Genomic DNA, 16,929 nt, shown 5'->3' with positions numbered 1-16,929 from the left:
AAAGAACTTAGCGTCACCACTTAAAGAGAGTTTTCGTGTGTCTATTTTTTATAGGCGCACATCGGTCTTGATAATGCAGGTAACGAAGAGTCTCTGTTTTCTGAATTAGGCAACACGTTAAGATTTGGAGCAGGGAGTGGTTTATTTTCATCATATTGGATTTTGCTATTAACCACTTGCGCCCCATATCGTATATGATTCAGTTCGTATTTTTTTCTAAAATTATATTTATGTTTAATAATACACGTGTTCCTTATTTTTTCCTCTACATCCAGCCCTTGTATATTCTCGATAACTCCTGTAATTTTTTTTCTAATCAAAAGGTAGTTTCCAGTTTTTATGGCCTTGTCAAAATCTTCAGCTGTCATTGCTATTTCTACTGCATAGAAAGAAGGACCTACACGGGGAAAACAACGCGCATGGTTCCTTGTGTGATTATCCATAATGTGATGAAAATTAAATGGGTAAAACTCTCTTACAAATAAAAGGAGGTTTTCATTTCCACTTAGCGTTGGCGCTTTATTAAGTGCATTAATACAAAAAACTTATTTAGAAGCAATGTATTTTGATCCAGAACACCTTATTGTCATTAATCAAATTGGAGTGTCTCTTTTTTAAACAGGATTGTTACCCTGAAGCAAGAAAGTACTTTTCGTCCATCTTGGAAAAAACAGAAGATAAACAAGAAATTGCGGATGCATGGTTAAATATTGCTTGTGCTTATAGATTAGAGAAAAAATGGGAGAAGGCTGAAGAAGCTCTTAGCCAAGCTAAGAAATTTGCACCTGAGGACTCTTCTATTACCGAGGAACAAATGAAGTTGAACGAATCAAAATTGGCAGCACTTCTTATATCTACACCTCAAACATTATTTGGCAGATCAAATCCTGATTCTCAAGGTGCTGGAAGCAAAACACTTCAAGAATCAAGTTTCCAATTTGAGTTTAACTAAAATTTTTTGAAGCATATTTAGTTCATTGCCAGTTTGGGCTGGATATGCGGTAAAACCCAATGCGTGCTATCGATGTCTTTGGTCATACACAACCCCCTTAATCCTCATCTAGAATGACTAGAAAAAACTGAGAGGGATAAAGGACTGGTTAGTGAGCCAGTTCAATTCAATAGGCGTCATATTCATAACATGAACATAAAGCCGAACTACTTCCTAAAAACAGGGGTGAATATTAAGGGGCTGTTGAGGATTGACTAACATCATTGTAAGATAGGGTCGCGTGCAAGCTTAATGATAATTCAAGATTGACAATAGACTGCTTAAGGTCTTCTGTTCTTACTTTCTCAATGGCTTCTATAGCCGCCAAATCTAAGGATGCCACCCTACCCCCACCCCGCATCCGCACGGCCGCACCTCGCATCGCCCTGACTATTACAAATGGAAATCCCAAACCCGAATCAATAGAATAAGAATTAGGGCTAAACCAAAAATCATAGGAGTGTATCCCATTAAGATAAAACTTAAGCTGCCGCGTCAGATTTTCAGGCCTTGACGCATCTAATAAATTAAGATTATTAGATATATCCTCAAATGAGCGATTAGGATGGCAATATTCGTGTGCGATATGAGCTGGCACCTCTCTTTGAGCTAAACCTACCTTTAGCCAAATCTTATCCAAAACCTCCCAATCAGTATCAGTTTCCTTAGCGATTTCATCATACGCCTGAATATATTCCTTCAATGCGTTCTTCAAGGGATTTAAATCAAAATGGACACTGCGATACTCTTTACCTTTCTGGGTGTAAACCAAGCCCCTGGGTTCTTTAAATAATCCAGGCCCTAGAATCAGCTCCTCCATGGCTTGAACCCTTTTGAGCATAACAACCCCAGTATTAGCATCCATATACTTCTCCAACATGCGCTGCATATGGGTATCTTTAGCCCAATAGGCATACTCATAGGCACTGCAGGTAAAGGTTCTTCCTGAGTAGTCTGTAAACGAGATGCGGCTTATCCTTAGCAGTTCTTGCGCTCTATCGGCATCTTCTTTGAGCAAGGCCTCTGCTTGGTCTTGTTCTCCATAAGCCACTCGCTGTAAGAACTGCTTAGCATCTATTTGAGGCTTGAAGTCAGGCCTTTCCTGTTTGAATTCCTGCAGCAGGTGTTTTTTTAATGCGGGATCTTTGTAAGTCGTAATTTGGTCATACAAGGCTTGCAATTGAGGGGAATCCATTGAAGACAAATCAAGCTCAATACTGGTCTGAACCCAGGGGTTTTGATGAGGGATTTCAATGGCATCCAGAGACTTCATGGCCTTACAAGTCCGCTCAAGAAATGCGTATAGGTCTGGAGGCAAATCAAACAGGCTTGAGCTGGCAAACTCCGCAAGACTTGCGCACATAGAACCTTGATGCACCACAAAAGCCCCTTTGTTTTGGGCGTTTAATAAGAAAAACTCATCAAAGTGAGGGGACTCTTGGATTTGTACATAGCGCTGGGCAAAATCATGTTTAATGGCTTGGATGTCGTTTGTACTTAGAGGAGCATTTAATCCGAATTGGTCGCTTTGTGTATTTATCCAATGCAGCAAGGCCTCTTCCGGGCTTTGTTTACTTTGTTGGGCAGCAGCCATGGTTTGAGCAAGTGATTGGCTTAATTCGGGATTATCATCCAGTAACCTACCCCAATTGACGTCTGAACTCATTCTAAATTGGGTGACCGCATAAAAACTGGTTATCCCTAATAAAAACTGAGTGGCAATAGACCATTGCTCTGGCCTGGTTAACCGATTAAATGGAGACTCCATATACGTCTCTAAGAACCCGGGAGCACAAGCATCAAACAAGGAATCAAGGTACATCTCAGGTGTGAGTGGATCACCCAGCAATATTACTTCATCTAGATATGTTTTATCCACAACATGGCCAAAAGAATCTTTATTAAAATCAATTCCTGGGCCCAGTAAGGCTTTGGCTTCTTCATCCAGATGCGTTTTCAGAAGTTCAAAATTAGAATGGTCGAAAGGCTTAGCCAAGACCCGTTCGAATAATTGAGATTTCACGTTTTGAACGCTAAAGTGTAAGGCTTGGTATACAGTAATGAGTGCTTGTTGTAACGCAGAGGTCGTCTCAAATCTCTGGCATGACTCGCTGTCATGTGCCACAGAAAAGAAAGGCCTGGCTGCTTCGGCGCGAAGATAGGCATCTTGAGTCGTGGGCCTCAATATCATGCTATGGAGATTAGACCTTTCTCGGTCTTGCAGCATCACCTCCAATGGCCTTGGGTAGCGTGCACTCAAAGGCTTTAGGGTATCTAGCTCCTTGGATTGCTCTAAACGCTCAACCACCTTTAAATAAGTAGTAATCTGTGCCAATCGTTCTCTTTTTTGTTGGGCTAAGGCATCATTGATTCCAACCCAGTGCAAATCATCTTCCAAGGCATTACGGTAATCCACTAACACCTTTTTTATGGTGTTAGGATTAGTCCTCACATCCCCTTTGCCAAAGAACTCTTTCATCGCATAGACTGACTTACACGTATTATCCAATCCTATGGACGTGCCGCTGACCACAGGCATGAATATATGAACAGTATTTTGCGCATCAATGTAAATATAGCTTGGATATAGGGGCTCTTTTAAGGGAAGCTTCATTGAGAGGCCTTCATTTGTTATTTATGACTTGTATTTTATCACATGAGGCATTGATATCAATTACACTTCTTGCTTAATCCGTGCTCCATAGGACTGCTTAAAAAAGAAAAAAGGTAAAGAATTTTTTTAATTTTCATGACACACTATACACCCATTCCCGAACATGTAGAGCGTTCCTTAAAATCAATATACAGGCACTACTGGACAAACCTACCTCATTGGCACCAACTCCTTCGACAGAAGATGTTAAACAAGCAGAACGGCAAAAACCCCGCCGCAACACTTTTTCTGGAAGCACAACAAGTAGCAAAAGTTAGCGTATACCGAAAAACCCGCTTTTCCGTAGGAACAGATGAAATCCGGATGAAAGCAAAGCTCCAAGTTACAGCCCAAAGCCAGCTTTGCAATAAAGCTTAGGTATGGTCCAGTTTCGCGCCAGGACTTAAATCCCGCAGCTAAAAACAGTATTGCCAATAAGGTGCGTATTACTATTTTTCCATGCTTGCCGAGCTAGAAAGAGATTTTACTTCAGAGCGTACAAAGGAAGGTTACGTGCACGTGTGGCTAAAGGCATTAAACTTGGTAAGCCAAAAGGAGTAATCCAGGCATCTATGTATGATAAAGACAGGGAAAAAAATAATACATCTTTACCAATTAGGCGTACCTATTCAGAAAATTATTGGAACGCATTTGGGCTATGGAAAATATTTATCATTCAAATCTTACCTTCTTAAACGGGAAATACATGATACAATAATTAACAAATTCGATGGTTTATAAAATGAAAAATAAACCAATGAATATAATATTTGATTTTGATGGCACTTTAGCGGACAGTTTTTCTACCGCTATTCAAAAACTAATTCTTTTGGCCGATCAATTTAATTTTAGAAAAATAAATCAGGATGAAATAGACGGATTAAAAGATTTAACATCCGGCGAAGTTATAAAATATTTAAAAATTCCTTTTTATCGGCTTCCGGCTGTATTACGCCACACGCGGGAATGCATCCGCAAACTCCCTTTTTATCTACTTTTATGAAACTTCCAGAAGTACTAAAAGAGTTCCATCCCAATTGCTCCTTGGGAATATTGACCTCAAATTCCTCTGAAAATGTAATCTCATGGCTTGAAATTCATAAAATTGGACATTTATTTGATTTTATTCATGCAGAATCCAGCTATTTTGGTAAGAAACACATACTAAAAAAACTCACGAAATCTTATAAAATGGACTCATCTCAGACATTTTATGTCGGAGATGAAACCCGTGACTCAGCTAGGAAGTGCAACATAGCTGTTACATGGGGATTAACTCAGAAGCAACTACTGTAAAGAACAAACCAGATTATATTGCAAGAACACCTAGTGATATATTAACTATTATTAAACAACACTCCCCTTGTACATAGGGTCCATAAAAATACGATATGATTTAAACATTACTCTTTGCATGGCTTAATGGATTCCATTGCCAATTTGGGCTGGATATGCGATAAAACCCTTAAAGGGCGTACGTGTTGTCAAAAAATTGATGAACGTTTCCGCCATATGGACGCCGAACTTTATAATCTTTGGCCTGAATCGGGTCTTATCAATCAAGCACGTTCTAATTATCGCTTTGGGATGGTGCCAGGGCAGGACGATTATTTTGGGTGTACGATTAAAATTGATAAAGCAACTCGACGAGTTGAGCCCGCAGATGTGGCGAAAGGGGTGGTCGCTCGGGCTGAAGGCTATTCCAAGCCCTGGGCGATGCGCGCTGAGCTTAAGTCGCCCGCGTATACCACCCGCTGGACGGATGTGCCTCAGGTGCATTGTGGCGATGGAGTTTAATCCGCATGGCCTCTCTGCGCAAAATCATCCACATTGATATGGACTGCTTTTATGCCGCAATTGAGATGCGTGATTTTCCAGAACTTGCGCATTGACCGATTGCAGTCGGTGGGGAGGCTGACCGGCGAGGAGTGATTGCGACGTGTAATTACGCGGCACGCGCCTTCGGGGTGCGCTCAGCAATGCCTACCGCCAAGGCACATAAGCTGTGTCGCAACCTCATCTTACGTCCGGTGCGTATGGAGGTATATCGGCAGGAAAGTGAGTACATTCGGGAACTCTTTGCCGAATACACTGATTTGATTGAGCCCTTGTCTTTAGATGAGGCCTATTTGGATGTGACTGAATCAAGCCAGTGCCAAGGGAGTGCCACCTGGATTGCTCAAGAAATCCGAGCGCGAATTTTTAACTCACGGCAATTAACCGCCAGTGCGGGCATCGCACCCAATAAGAGTTTGGCAAAAATTGCGAGCGATTGGCACAAGCCCAATGGGCAGAAGGTGATTAAGCCTGAGGAGGTGGCGGCTTTTATGGTGGATTTGCCGGTGCGTAAGCTCTTTGGTGTGGGGCCTAAATTAGAGGAAAAGCTGCATGCGTTAAACATTCAAATCTGCGGGGATTTACACTATTACTCGCTGAAGCATTTAGTCAGTGCGTTCGGTATTATGGGGCATCGGCTGTATGAGTTGGCGCGAGGGATTGATGAGCGCCTGGTCAATCCCGAACGCATTCGCAAATCCATTAGCGTGGAAGAAACTTATTTACAGGACTTACCTGATGTCAGCACCTGTATTGCCGCACTTCCTGAGTTAATGACGCGCTTGGAGGGGCGTATTGAACGAGCAGGTCCCTTAGGCATCCATAATGTGTTTGTTAAATTAAAATTTAGCGATTTTCAGCAAACAACCGTGGAGATGGTGCATGAGCGACTTGATGTGGCCGTGTTCAGTCAGCTGATTCATGAGGGATTTTTAAGAAAGAATATGCCGGTACGATTGCTGGGGATTGGGATTAAATTAAAGCAGCACCACATTCATGAAGGTATTCAGTTGCCGCTCTTCGATTGGTGCTAATGGGTCACCGTAATGAGTACTGACTCCTGCGCCAAGAATAAATTGAGGGAAGTAATAACTAGGCAGAAATCAAGGTCACTGTTTTGTTATTTAAGGCGGAGAGTAAAATAGATAGTCGATCATAGTGGTATAGTTCGAAAGCCGGTGGCTCTTTGGTTTCAGAAGGCATTGAATTTGAATTAAGAAGCGCTCCATTCACTACGGTTATTCTTTTTTGCGATGATTGAATCATTAAGGTGGAATTATATAAGCGTGAAATCATTTTGCTTTTACGCCGGGCCTCTGCCGCACGTAAACAAATGCGCGCCATTTTTCGTGCTATTCGTTCTTCTAAAGACAATTCCTCTTCGGGGTTTTGCTTCTTTTCATTTGCCCACCATTTTTGAAAAGTGCCTTTTCCATAAGTTCGTTCAAATTGTTTTAATAGAGTGTAGCCCATGACGAGGCAGGAGCGTATGCCGTGTTGCTGCAGGATGACATGCTCGAAATGGTGGGTTGTTAAAAAAAGATGCCAGGCATTTTTTAGTTGCTCCGCGCTAAGGTGTTCTTCTCCATAATTCATTGCTTCATGGTTTTTTAGCGCATGAATTAATTCCATTAACCAGCTTAGTGCATCCTGAGGTTTATGGGGGCCATTAAGGTAGGTGGAGTCTCTGAGTTTGGATAATTCAGTGTACTCACGGTTATAAAAAATCAGGCTTGGGCGCTCTAATGTGAGTAACACATTGTAAGGTGGTGACCATTTTTTTATTTCATCCGATTCCAGTAAGGCTGCTTCCAAGGGGGTATCGCACTCAATGGTTTGAATGTCCCAAACTTGAGCGAGCATTTCTAATTTGCGGCGGTCTCGATTTTTAACCCCGCGAAAATAGGAATTCACGCGTGCTTTTAACGAGGTTGCTTTTCCAATGTATAAAATCGTCCCGTCTTCAGCCAGCATGCGATAAATCCCGGGTTTTACCGAAAGATTTAGCCTGTCGAGCCGCTCAATGTTGTATTCATAACGATGAACATTCTTTTCCGAGGGTTTGCGCGCTAACCAGCGTTCAAGACTTGAATAGCAGGATACATTGGCGGCATGAAGTTGGGGCAAAAGCTGTTGCCACACATAGACAGTCATGGACACATGCGAGAGGATTTCATTTTTTGGCGTACTGGGCCATTTATAATACCCCGCAATTGCTTTTAAGTTATGGCTCGGCAATTGGGGTAAGAGGCGTTTCGCAATTTTTTGCGAGCAGAATAATTTAAAATTTAACTCGTCTGTTTGCGCATGCTCTAAATAAAACTGCTTTAAAAAGCTTTTTTCAAATTGCGCATAATGCGCAATGACGATGGGCTCAGCTCCGAGTTCATTTAATGCCTGTTGCAATTGATTAAATACTTTGTGAGATTCCGTGCTGTGTTCTAAATCTGTTGCAGTGAGATGGAGCATTTTTTTTATTTTGTTCGGTATTAGCTCTTCATTGAGTTTGAGGGTCCGCTTTTGAATATCAGGAACAGGCAATGAGGTCGGGTCAAAGAGACTCCAGCCTATTTGCAATAACTGGCCGGTGCTTGGGTGCATCCCCGTTGTTTGGCAATCGAGGATGAGAATTTTTTTATGGGAGAGCTCAGTCATTGGCACTTAATCCCTCTGATTGGGGTTCTTTGATTTGCGATTCTAGATGATTATCAGGAGAGACTTGATTCCAGAAAGATTGCACCTCCTTGATAATGGATGTGGAAATCAGCTCGTGAGGCTTTTCAGAAAACCAATCTTTGGGCATGCATTGGCTGTATGGGTATTGAAGAAAACGATTGTCCATTAACACAATTAAGCCTTTGTCTGTTTCACTGCGAATGACCCTTCCCGCTGATTGAATGGCTTTAGCCATCGCAGGATAAGTATAGGCGTATTCTTGACCCTGCTTATAATGAGTATCGTAATAGCGTTTCATTTGTTCACGTTCCCAATCAAAAGACGGAAGGGGAGGACCTATTATAAACGCCCCGATAGCGAGCTCACCAACGTAATCAATTCCTTCGGCAAACATTCCTCCTTGCACAGCAAAAAATAAATGATTCTTATTTTTTTGATGAAGTTGCATGAGAAGCGATTTAGTTTCTGATGCGTCCATGCGACGCTCTTGTCGAATTAATGTAAAGTGGGGCGTGTTAGGCATTTGCGCATAAATTTGTTCTAAAAATTCGAAACTTGGGAAAAATACAAAATAGTTGCCGGACTTTAACATGGAAAGTCGAACAATGACCTCAATTATTTTATGACTATTCGATTTTCTATCTCGATATTTGGTGGAGACCTGGGGGATAACAAGTAATTTACGATGATTAGGTGAAAAAGGAGAAGAAAATTCCTCTGTATGTAAAAATGGGGTATTTAATCCAATGAGCTGGCTGTAGTAATCAAAGGGTTTTAAGGTGGCCGAAAAACCAATAACTTGTTGAAAATGGGTATAGTGTTCTTTCAAGAAACTGGAGGCATCACAGCAATTAATTTTTAAGGCATGATGTTTGGGGTGGAATGAAATAAAAAATTCCTCTCCGCCTTGATTTACAAACTCCAGTGCTGCGGTAAAGTCGGACCAGTAATTAAACAATTTTAAAATGGGATCGTCGCTTTCGATGGTTAAATCTGATTCTAAATAATCAGTAAGTAATTGATTTAATTTTTCTTCCTGCTTTTTAAATGCTTCTTCTGGGGCTTGGGTGATGTGTGGCTCATAGACGTTGGGGAGCGCACAATCATCAATGATTGAGATGCATTGATGAATTACCTTCGTCAGTTTTTTCTGAAAGGGGTGAGGGTATCTATCGAGTGCGTCTAAATAGCGCTCAAAAAAGGCGACTTCCAAGGCAGGGGAAAAATAATCCATGCCCCGGCTTGGTAAATTGTGCACCTCATCAATGACTAAATTCGGTTTCTCGTGTTCGCCCAGTTTCATACTGACTACTTGCCCCGGTGTATTCGTGGAAGAGAACACATAGTTGTAATCGCCAATAACCACATCGGCAAAGGCAACGCTCTGCATCTGCAACTCGTAGGGACATACTTGATAGGTTATGGCGAGCTCTCGAAACACCGCGGCATCTAAGTTCTGTTTTTTTTGAAGCTTCTTTAATAAGTCATTACTACTGCATTTCGTGTAATGATTTTCCGCAAATTCACATTGTTTGCTCGTACAAATAGGTTCACTTTTCATGCATAATTTTTTTTTAGCGGTAAGCATTAGCGAAGAACATGCAGAACCTTTTTCTTGAAGCAAATGAACGGCATTTAAAGCAATATGGTGTTGACTGTTCTTAGGAGTTAAATAGAGCGTTTTTTGTCCACGGCTTAATGATTCCTTGAGTGTGGGATACAAAATAGCCATCGACTTGCCTAACCCAGTAGGGGCTTGAATCAGCATGGGCCTTTTGTGCTTCATGGAGGACTCAACAAATTCCATTAATTCTTTTTGATGAGGGCGTGGTTTGGGAAAAGGAAAACTCAGTTGGCTGCAGTGATGTTTTCGATGTTTAATGCGCTTTTTTGATTCTTTGATTTCGAGTACAAGCTCTTCTAAGCGACGATTTAACCATGCTTCAAAAGCATCTTGATTAAATTCTAAAACTAAGGGGTAGGTTTTTTTATTGCGTAAAGAAACTATTACCAAATTTAATTTGGGAATGGCCTTGGTTTTTAACCAATGAATATAGCCATAGATTTGTAATTGCAGCCAGTACGGATGGGTGTAATAGTTGTCTGCAAGCACGTCGATTAGTTTTTGAGGGTCGAAAGCAGTTTTAATTTCTTCAATTCTTAGGGGGGCCTCTTGGTAAATACCATCCATTCGCCCTGAAATATTAAAAAAATACTCCTTATAAGCAAGCTGATGAACGACATTGACTTCAGGTGTATAGTTGTCATGCAATTTAAGTTGTTTGTACTGAAGGCTTTGATGCGCTTTAATGGCGAGTTTGGAGGTTAGGTTAAAACCAGAATAGGTATCAATACTTCCTTCTCGGGGAGAGGGAAGCGCAAGCTCTGTAACTGATAAGTTATATGTTTTCATTACAACAATAAGGCGAGGTAGTGCGTCAAGTTAATTTGGGTCATTTTTAGTCAAAATTAGGTCTTGCTCATGATAGCATAAAGGTCCTGAAATGGAGAGTTGTTGGCCATTAATTAAACATCCTCGCCCGATTAGGCCTCTTTTTTATTCTGTGTTTGTTTCGTACGGCTTGTCGACTTGGTTTTCTTTGCGGCACGGTCGCTCTTTTTTTTCATGCTTTCTTTCAGCAAGGAGATGAAGTCAACCACAGACTCTTTGCTCTGGGTTGCTGTAGAGGGTATTTTCTTCCCCGACATTGCTTTCTTCTACAGACACCAGAGACACAGGGATGGAAACAAGACCGAAGGAGATTTCACCTTTCCAAATGGATTTGGCCATAATTATTCCCTTATTATGGATGGTTAGTTAATAATAGACTATTAAAAAGGATAGAAGGATTCTATAGATTGAATGGCTTGCCTATATCCACTTGAATGGGTAATTTCCAAGAGGGGTGTAGATGGAAGTCGAAAATACACGATGCATCCTCGACTCATGAATAAGAAATATCTTACATGCAAATAAGCCACTTTGCGGCTGGCTAATTCAAATAGTTTTCCTATAATGAAATCGTTTGGCGCAGCGTCAGTTGACAGGACGTCAGCCTTAAGACCTTCTGGCCTTAAGGTGTATTGGCGCTGTGCACAAGCACGAAAATCAAACCGTTATTTCATTCTAAAGATAGTTGAGCTTGGTTAAAATACCCCTTCGAGCTAATGCGCTACCAATACACGCGGTCTATAGGTTTTTTCAGCGTAAGTAATTAATATTCTGTTTAAAAGACTTTAATTTCAGATACTTGCTTAGGTTCTTTTTTAGGTAGGGGGTCCACTGATTCTTTTTCAGAAAATAAACCAAATCGTGTTTGGGACGGTGTGCATGGTATTACCGGGGGTATTGGCGTTTCAGGTTCATCGATTCGCTCTACGACTGATTCTAATTGATTGAAGAGTTGCTTTTGTTGGTTTAATAATTGATGAAACTCGGTGGTTGCTTCCGTATAACGCTCCGTTGTCTCAGAAATTTGGGTCGTTGTTTGCGAAAGAACCTCAACTAAGTTTTTAAATCGTAGGTGATTATTTTCAATAAAATCAGTCATTTTTTTCTCAAATACCATGCGTTGCTCTTCACTAAGAAGCATCATGCCTGTGAATTTGCCCAGGGTGTTCTTCAGTATTTGGATTGTGTTTTGGGTCCTCATTCGCTCAGATTCCATCTGGGATTCTAACGTGCCGATTCGCTCAATATGTCCTAACAATAGAGTTTGGGTTTGTTCGTACTCTTTGCGAACTGTCTCTAATTGAGTATGGGTTTGTTCATACACATTCGATTGCGCCTCAGATGCGGTCATGAGTTGTTCTACGTTTGTTTCCAAGTGGTGAACTAATTTCTTTTGTTGCGCTTCCGTTATTTTTAATTGTTCGAGGGTTAAGGATAGGGTAAGGAGCTCCTCGGTTAGGCGAGAAACATTATCGGTTAATTTCATGTTTTCAGCACCGACTTGTTCTAGTTCTTGTTTGAGCTGTTCGTGTAATTCATGGGTTAGTTCAATCATGGATGATTGAAGGCTATTAAGGCTTATAACAATGTTTTTGAATTTTTGTATATTTAATAAGGCGTGCTGATGGTGCGAGACAAGTAAATGATTGCCAATAATATAAATTGCCGAAATGAATAAACTAATGGTAAGTAAAACCGCAAGCTGCATAACCATACTAAAGAGTATTAAGGGAACAATGATCGTAACGCCCAGGCTAATTCGCCACCAAAGGGGTTGCTTGCCCCAATAAGTTGCCATTTGTGTAAGCTGGCTGTGATCTCGCGAAAATGCATCCAGCGCCTCGTCAAGGGCTTGTTGTAATTCAATTAAACGCTCATGGGTTTTAATTTGTTCAGCTTTGGAGGTTTGGGGATTAATTGCGGAGGGTGTTTGAGGCGTAGTATTTGTCATTATCCTTTTCCTTGTTTGATGACATTAAAAAATTTGTAAATAAAACGGGATCTGTGAATGAAAAGCGCGCATTATACTGATGGATACCCTATCAGTCATCAAAAAAAACTACCCAAAACAGGTCTTAGGATGGGCTCAAAATATAACCCGTTGTTATATAAAAATTAAATTGAAAAACATTTGTTGAAGTGCGTTACGTAGCCTAAAGAACGGGAAGAGTATAGGGTTAAGCTGCTCTTGGAAGCTGAGGGATACGCTGATTAAGTAGTCCATGATGATGATTTTATTCTTGACCACGTTTAATGAGTGCGCAACCACCCTTTGACATAAATGAGGGTTTCCTCAATGACGGAAATGGCCTGTTGATAGAGATCGGGAAATAAGGTGCGTCCCCCTGATTTCCAATAGCGCTCTACATATTGGCACGCGTATTTCATTCGATGGGCTCCCAGATACATCGCACCGCCTTTAATTTTATGCGCTATGTTCTCAATGAGCGGGTAATTCTGCTGTGCAAAAGCGCTTTTCATGTGAATTAAATCCTCAGGAAGCTCTTGAGTCAAAAGCTGCAACAGCTTTTTTACCGTGTCTATGGAACCACAATTGCGTATTGCTTCGGCCTCATCAAGTAGCGAGAATTGATTTAAATGAAACAGCTCCTCCTCATTATCCGGTAGCTCGCGGCGGGCAGTTGCAGTGGGAACTGCTGGTGCTTTTTCGAGTGGGGATGGGATGAATGAACTAATGAGTTCCGCTGCATTATTTTTAGTGAGCGGTTTCGTTAATACGGCATCCATTCCTGATTCGATGCAGCGTTGTTTGCTTTCATCGGCTCCATGCGCCGTAAGGGCGATAATTGGGATGTGATGAGATGGGCTTATTTGGCTGCGGATGAATTGGGTTACCTCATAACCATCCATGCCATCGCCTAGGCCAATGTCCATAAAAATTAAATCATAAGTGGTGTTTTTGCAGCGGCTAATGGCATCAAGTCCATTGGTTGCCACATCGACCTGGCAATTTAATGTGTGAAGCAGGCTTTTAGCCACCGTTTGTGCAATGAAGTTGTCTTCTACAACCAGCACCTTATTTTTTGTTACCAGTTCCGCATCCGGCATGATTGGCGTGCTTAATTGGGATAAGGAAGATGTATTTGGGGGCTGAGGAATTAATCGTTCGTTCCGATCTACCCCGGATTCATCATTTAAAAGCGGCTCTTGCAAGGGAATGAGGCAGGTAAAGGTTGTTCCTTTTTGCGGTTCGCTGTCCACGTAAATTTCACCTTCCAGTTCCTCCATAAATTGCTTCACTACATAAAGCCCAAGTCCTGAGCCTTTGTATATCCCTTGATACGAAGGAGTTAATCGCTTGAATTGCAGGTATATTTCTTGTTGCTTGTCCTCTGGAATACCAATTCCTGAGTCCACTACGTTGATGCGGATTACCAGGTGACGATGTTCTTTTTTTGCAAGATCTACCCTGACGTGCACAAATCCCTGATTCGTAAAGTTAAGCGCATTGCCGATGAGCTCTAAGGCAATACGATGCACTCTTATTTTATCCCCAATAACGTATCGAGGAACTTTTTTATCAATAGAAAGGGAAAGGTCGAGTTGTTTTTCGTGTGCTTTGGCATAATAAAGGGCTGCGACCTGTTCCAGCGTGTCGATGAGATTGAATTTGCGTTTAAGCTTTGGGATTTTCCCTGAGCCAATTTTTACCGCATCCAATACTTCATCCAGCAGATGCAGGAGTGCGTGGCTTGATGCCACCAGGTTATCGGCATATTCCTTGATTCGTGGCTCATTGGATTCTGATTTCAAAATTTCGGAGAATCCAACAATACCTGAAAGTGGGGTGCGGATGTCATGGCGCATGTTGGCAAGGAATTCTGTTTTAGCGCGGTTTGCTGCAAGGGCTTTATCTTTTTCTTTGGTTAGTTGCTTTTGTTTCTTCTTGAGTTGCAGCTCTGCTTTTTTGCGCTCAGTGATGTCAATGGATATGCCAATAATGCCTAAGACATTCTTATTTTTATCGTACAAGATGGTTTTTTTGGTATGGAATACCCTTTTTGATGAGGCAGTTAACGGCGACTCTTCCCCTTCAAAAAGGCCATTTTTTAACACGCTGCGATCAATTGTTTCTAATTTTTCTGCGATTTGCCACCAAGGCATTTCGCGGTCTGTTTTGCCAATAATGTCTGCTCGATCCTTAAAGCCACTCATCTGCACCATGTAGTGATTGCAGCCTAAGTATCGTCCATTGAGATCCTTCCAGAAAATACTGGCATCAATGGTATCAATAATTAAGTACAGTGCTTCATTGTCTAAACTCATCGTAAAACAGCACTCCGTCCGTTATTGCACCCTGTTTTTGAACAGATAATTCAATAAATCCTTGATTTGAGGCAATAAGTTCACTGCTTATAGAATTAGTATAGAGAAAGTTTATGAATTCGGGTGTTTGATGATAGACAAACAGAGAGGACTTCACGCCCAGAATGGATGGGGTATCCATAAATAGTGGCATTTCGTTAAGAATGTAGTGTACCGCGATGTTGTGGTTGGACTGCTGAAGGTCTTTAATAGTATGCCCATTCAAAACCCAGCCAGTGCATTGGTCGCACTCCCGCCGAAAGGCTGCATCTGTTTGATACAACGAATAGCAGTGCGCTCTTAATTCAAGGAACATCGAGTTATTTTCTAAAACGTTCATATCAATAATTAATTGAGAGTTTGCGTTTTTTAGTGCACAGTGATCTAAGGCCCGCTGTATTTTATTTTTCAAATACGCCGCTTGCCGTTTGGCTTTAGTTCGCGCCTTTGATTCGTCATAACCCAAGGCAAGAAAGGTATATAGGGGTAGCTTGTCTGGAATAAAAATTTGAAAAGAGGAAAAGGTATTTTTTGCCCATTGAATCCATTGGACAATCATTTCTTCAGAGAAATAACTGTTAAATGGGCTTATTCCTAAAAGTGCATGCTCTTTTTGGGTGAACAGATGATTACTTCCCGGTGAGATTGGATAGGGGGTTATAATCGCATTTCCGTATTCCATTCGGACCTCGTGGTGACTAAAGAATGAGTGATTATATTAAAATCAATCCATTTGGTCAATTTGTGATCTACCGGAAGGGCCTAAAAGTTGTCGATTTTTAAAAACATCCTCACCCAATTAGCCTTCGTTCCTTTTCTGTTTTGGTTTGGAGTCGGTAGATTTACTCTTTTTCTTTTTCATACTGTCTTTAAGCAATGAGATAAAGTCCACTACCGAATCCTTGCTTTGAGGAGTTGCTTTTGACACTTTTTTGCCGGACTTTTTAAGTTTTTCGGTTTCCTTGTCTAACCATTTTTGCATCGTTTCCCGATATTCATTGTGGTATTTTTCAGGCTTCCAGGCGTTGGTCATGTCTTTGATTAATGCTTCAGCCATTTTCATTTCCTTGTCGGCGACTTTATAGGTTTTGAGTTCATCACGAGGCACATTGACTTCATCTTCCTCACGAATTTCATCGGCAAAGTGGATTAAATATAAGAGTAGGGCGTGCTCATGCGGAATAATAAGGCTCAAGGACTCTTTCGTGCGAATAATTACTTTAGCGACCCCTACTTTATTGGTATTTTTAAGGGCTTCGCGCAACAGCACATAGGCTTTTTTGTTTTTGCTTTCCGGTTGTAGGTAGTAGGGCTTTGAATAATAGAGATTATCTATTTCTTTTAAATCCACAAACTCATCAATATTAATGGATTTAAACACCTCAGGGCTTGCTTTTTGGAACGCGCTTTCATCCACAATAATGTAGCTACCTTTTTCATATTCCCAGCCTTTAACGATATGTTCCCAAGGCACTTCTTTGCCCGTATCTTCATTAACTCGTTGATAACGCACTCGGGAGTTGGTTTTGGAATCCAACAGATGAAATTTTAAATCATTATTTTCTTCAACCGAAACTAAAGAAACAGGGATAGACACCAGCCCAAAAGAAATGTCGCCTTTCCAAATTGATTTCGCCATGATACCTCCCTAAGTACGAAGAGTTACTCTCTTAATAATAGATACCACCTAAAGCTGATCCAAGCGTAAAGATTGTTTCACGAGCCAAAAATCCTTCCAGGGATCTTCGGTCAGTTGCTCAAGCCGCTTGGGTAACGTTTTAATCGTATAGCTGTTTTCTTTAATGTTTTTGCTTAACTCATCCCAGGCAAGCGGTGTACTCACTGGGGCATGAGGTCTAGCACGGGTCGAATAGGCGCCAATCGCAGTAGCCGTTCGTTGATTTCTTAAATAATCGATGAATATTTTCCCTGTGCGTTTGGATTTAGTCATGGTGCTGATGTATTCATTAGGCTTTAATTTTTCTAAAAACTTCA

General features: G+C 41.2%; 14 protein-coding genes and 3 pseudogenes. 7 read left to right on the top strand and 10 right to left on the bottom strand.

Going from position 1 to position 16,929, the window contains the following annotated elements; translation table 11 throughout:
* Positions 1 to 41: 41 nt before the first annotated feature.
* Positions 42 to 368: a hypothetical protein gene (locus tag BN3124_RS00635; RefSeq protein ID WP_149865163.1), complete on the bottom strand. Its 327-nt coding sequence runs from the start codon at positions 366 to 368 to the stop codon at positions 42 to 44.
* 293 nt (positions 369 to 661) lie between these two features.
* On the opposite strand from BN3124_RS00635, the gene BN3124_RS00630 reads away from it, so the two are divergent.
* Entirely contained in the window at positions 662 to 952 is a 291-nt protein-coding gene (locus BN3124_RS00630; protein WP_149865162.1) for a tetratricopeptide repeat protein, read from the top strand.
* Between the two features lie 232 nt (positions 953 to 1,184).
* On the opposite strand, the gene BN3124_RS00625 is transcribed toward BN3124_RS00630, so the two are convergent.
* A complete protein-coding gene (locus BN3124_RS00625; protein WP_196398884.1) occupies positions 1,185 to 3,605 on the bottom strand; it encodes a SidC in 2,421 nt (806 codons plus the stop codon).
* A gap of 243 nt (positions 3,606 to 3,848) precedes the next feature.
* Here BN3124_RS00625 and BN3124_RS17045 point away from each other — a divergent pair, with 243 nt between their 5' ends.
* From BN3124_RS17045 to dinB, 6 genes and pseudogenes are all read left to right on the top strand, one after another.
* A complete protein-coding gene (locus BN3124_RS17045; protein ID WP_155522656.1) occupies positions 3,849 to 4,022 on the top strand; it encodes a hypothetical protein in 174 nt (57 codons plus the stop codon).
* 364 nt (positions 4,023 to 4,386) lie between these two features.
* Positions 4,387 to 4,647 (top strand): HAD hydrolase-like protein, encoded by a 261-nt coding sequence (locus BN3124_RS00615; RefSeq protein WP_058532944.1) that lies wholly within the window; start codon positions 4,387 to 4,389, stop codon positions 4,645 to 4,647.
* Positions 4,611 to 4,940, top strand: a complete 330-nt coding sequence (locus tag BN3124_RS17515) for an HAD hydrolase-like protein (protein WP_078061432.1) — start codon at positions 4,611 to 4,613, stop codon at positions 4,938 to 4,940. The genes BN3124_RS00615 and BN3124_RS17515 overlap by 37 nt, the downstream gene beginning before the upstream one ends.
* Positions 4,941 to 5,066: 126 nt before the next feature.
* Positions 5,067 to 5,333 (top strand): annotated as a pseudogene (locus BN3124_RS00605) (endonuclease); the annotation flags it as partial.
* A pseudogene (locus BN3124_RS17510) lies at positions 5,334 to 5,441 on the top strand (DUF4113 domain-containing protein); the annotation flags it as partial.
* A gap of 5 nt (positions 5,442 to 5,446) precedes the next feature.
* Positions 5,447 to 6,514, top strand: a pseudogene (dinB, locus tag BN3124_RS00600) (DNA polymerase IV).
* Between the two features lie 58 nt (positions 6,515 to 6,572).
* On the opposite strand, the gene BN3124_RS00595 reads toward dinB, so the two are convergent.
* The 8 genes from BN3124_RS00595 to ligD all read right to left on the bottom strand — a co-directional run.
* The gene (locus tag BN3124_RS00595; protein WP_058532941.1) at positions 6,573 to 8,135 is read right to left on the bottom strand and encodes a 3'-5' exonuclease; all 1,563 of its coding nucleotides are present in this window, start codon (positions 8,133 to 8,135) and stop codon (positions 6,573 to 6,575) included.
* Entirely contained in the window at positions 8,128 to 10,569 is a 2,442-nt protein-coding gene (locus tag BN3124_RS00590) for an ATP-dependent DNA helicase (RefSeq protein WP_058532940.1), read from the bottom strand. The genes BN3124_RS00595 and BN3124_RS00590 overlap by 8 nt, the downstream gene beginning before the upstream one ends.
* A gap of 131 nt (positions 10,570 to 10,700) precedes the next feature.
* Entirely contained in the window at positions 10,701 to 10,865 is a 165-nt protein-coding gene (locus BN3124_RS17120) for a hypothetical protein (protein WP_196398883.1), read from the bottom strand.
* A 518-nt stretch (positions 10,866 to 11,383) separates the two neighbouring features.
* On the bottom strand, positions 11,384 to 12,559 hold the full coding sequence (locus BN3124_RS00585) for a hypothetical protein (protein ID WP_058532939.1): 1,176 nt from the start codon (positions 12,557 to 12,559) through the stop codon (positions 11,384 to 11,386).
* Positions 12,560 to 12,858: 299 nt separating this feature from the next.
* Complete coding sequence (locus BN3124_RS00580; RefSeq protein WP_058532938.1) at positions 12,859 to 14,895, bottom strand: ATP-binding protein; 2,037 nt, start codon at positions 14,893 to 14,895, stop codon at positions 12,859 to 12,861.
* A complete protein-coding gene (locus tag BN3124_RS00575; RefSeq protein WP_058532937.1) occupies positions 14,879 to 15,616 on the bottom strand; it encodes a tRNA-dependent cyclodipeptide synthase in 738 nt (245 codons plus the stop codon). Before BN3124_RS00575 ends, BN3124_RS00580 begins: the two co-directional genes overlap by 17 nt.
* A gap of 117 nt (positions 15,617 to 15,733) precedes the next feature.
* Positions 15,734 to 16,573, bottom strand: coding sequence for a non-homologous end joining protein Ku (gene ku, locus BN3124_RS00570; RefSeq protein WP_058532936.1), 840 nt, complete (start codon positions 16,571 to 16,573; stop codon positions 15,734 to 15,736).
* A 48-nt stretch (positions 16,574 to 16,621) separates the two neighbouring features.
* Positions 16,622 to 16,929: non-homologous end-joining DNA ligase LigD (gene ligD, locus BN3124_RS00565; protein ID WP_456237222.1), on the bottom strand; the 308-nt coding region annotated here is incomplete at its 5' end.

The organism is Legionella saoudiensis (assembly GCF_001465875.1).
In the GTDB taxonomy this organism is placed as follows: Bacteria; Pseudomonadota; Gammaproteobacteria; order Legionellales; family Legionellaceae; genus Legionella; species Legionella saoudiensis.
Note: the sequence above shows the minus strand (reverse complement) of the source record. Positions and strands in the feature narration are given on the sequence as shown.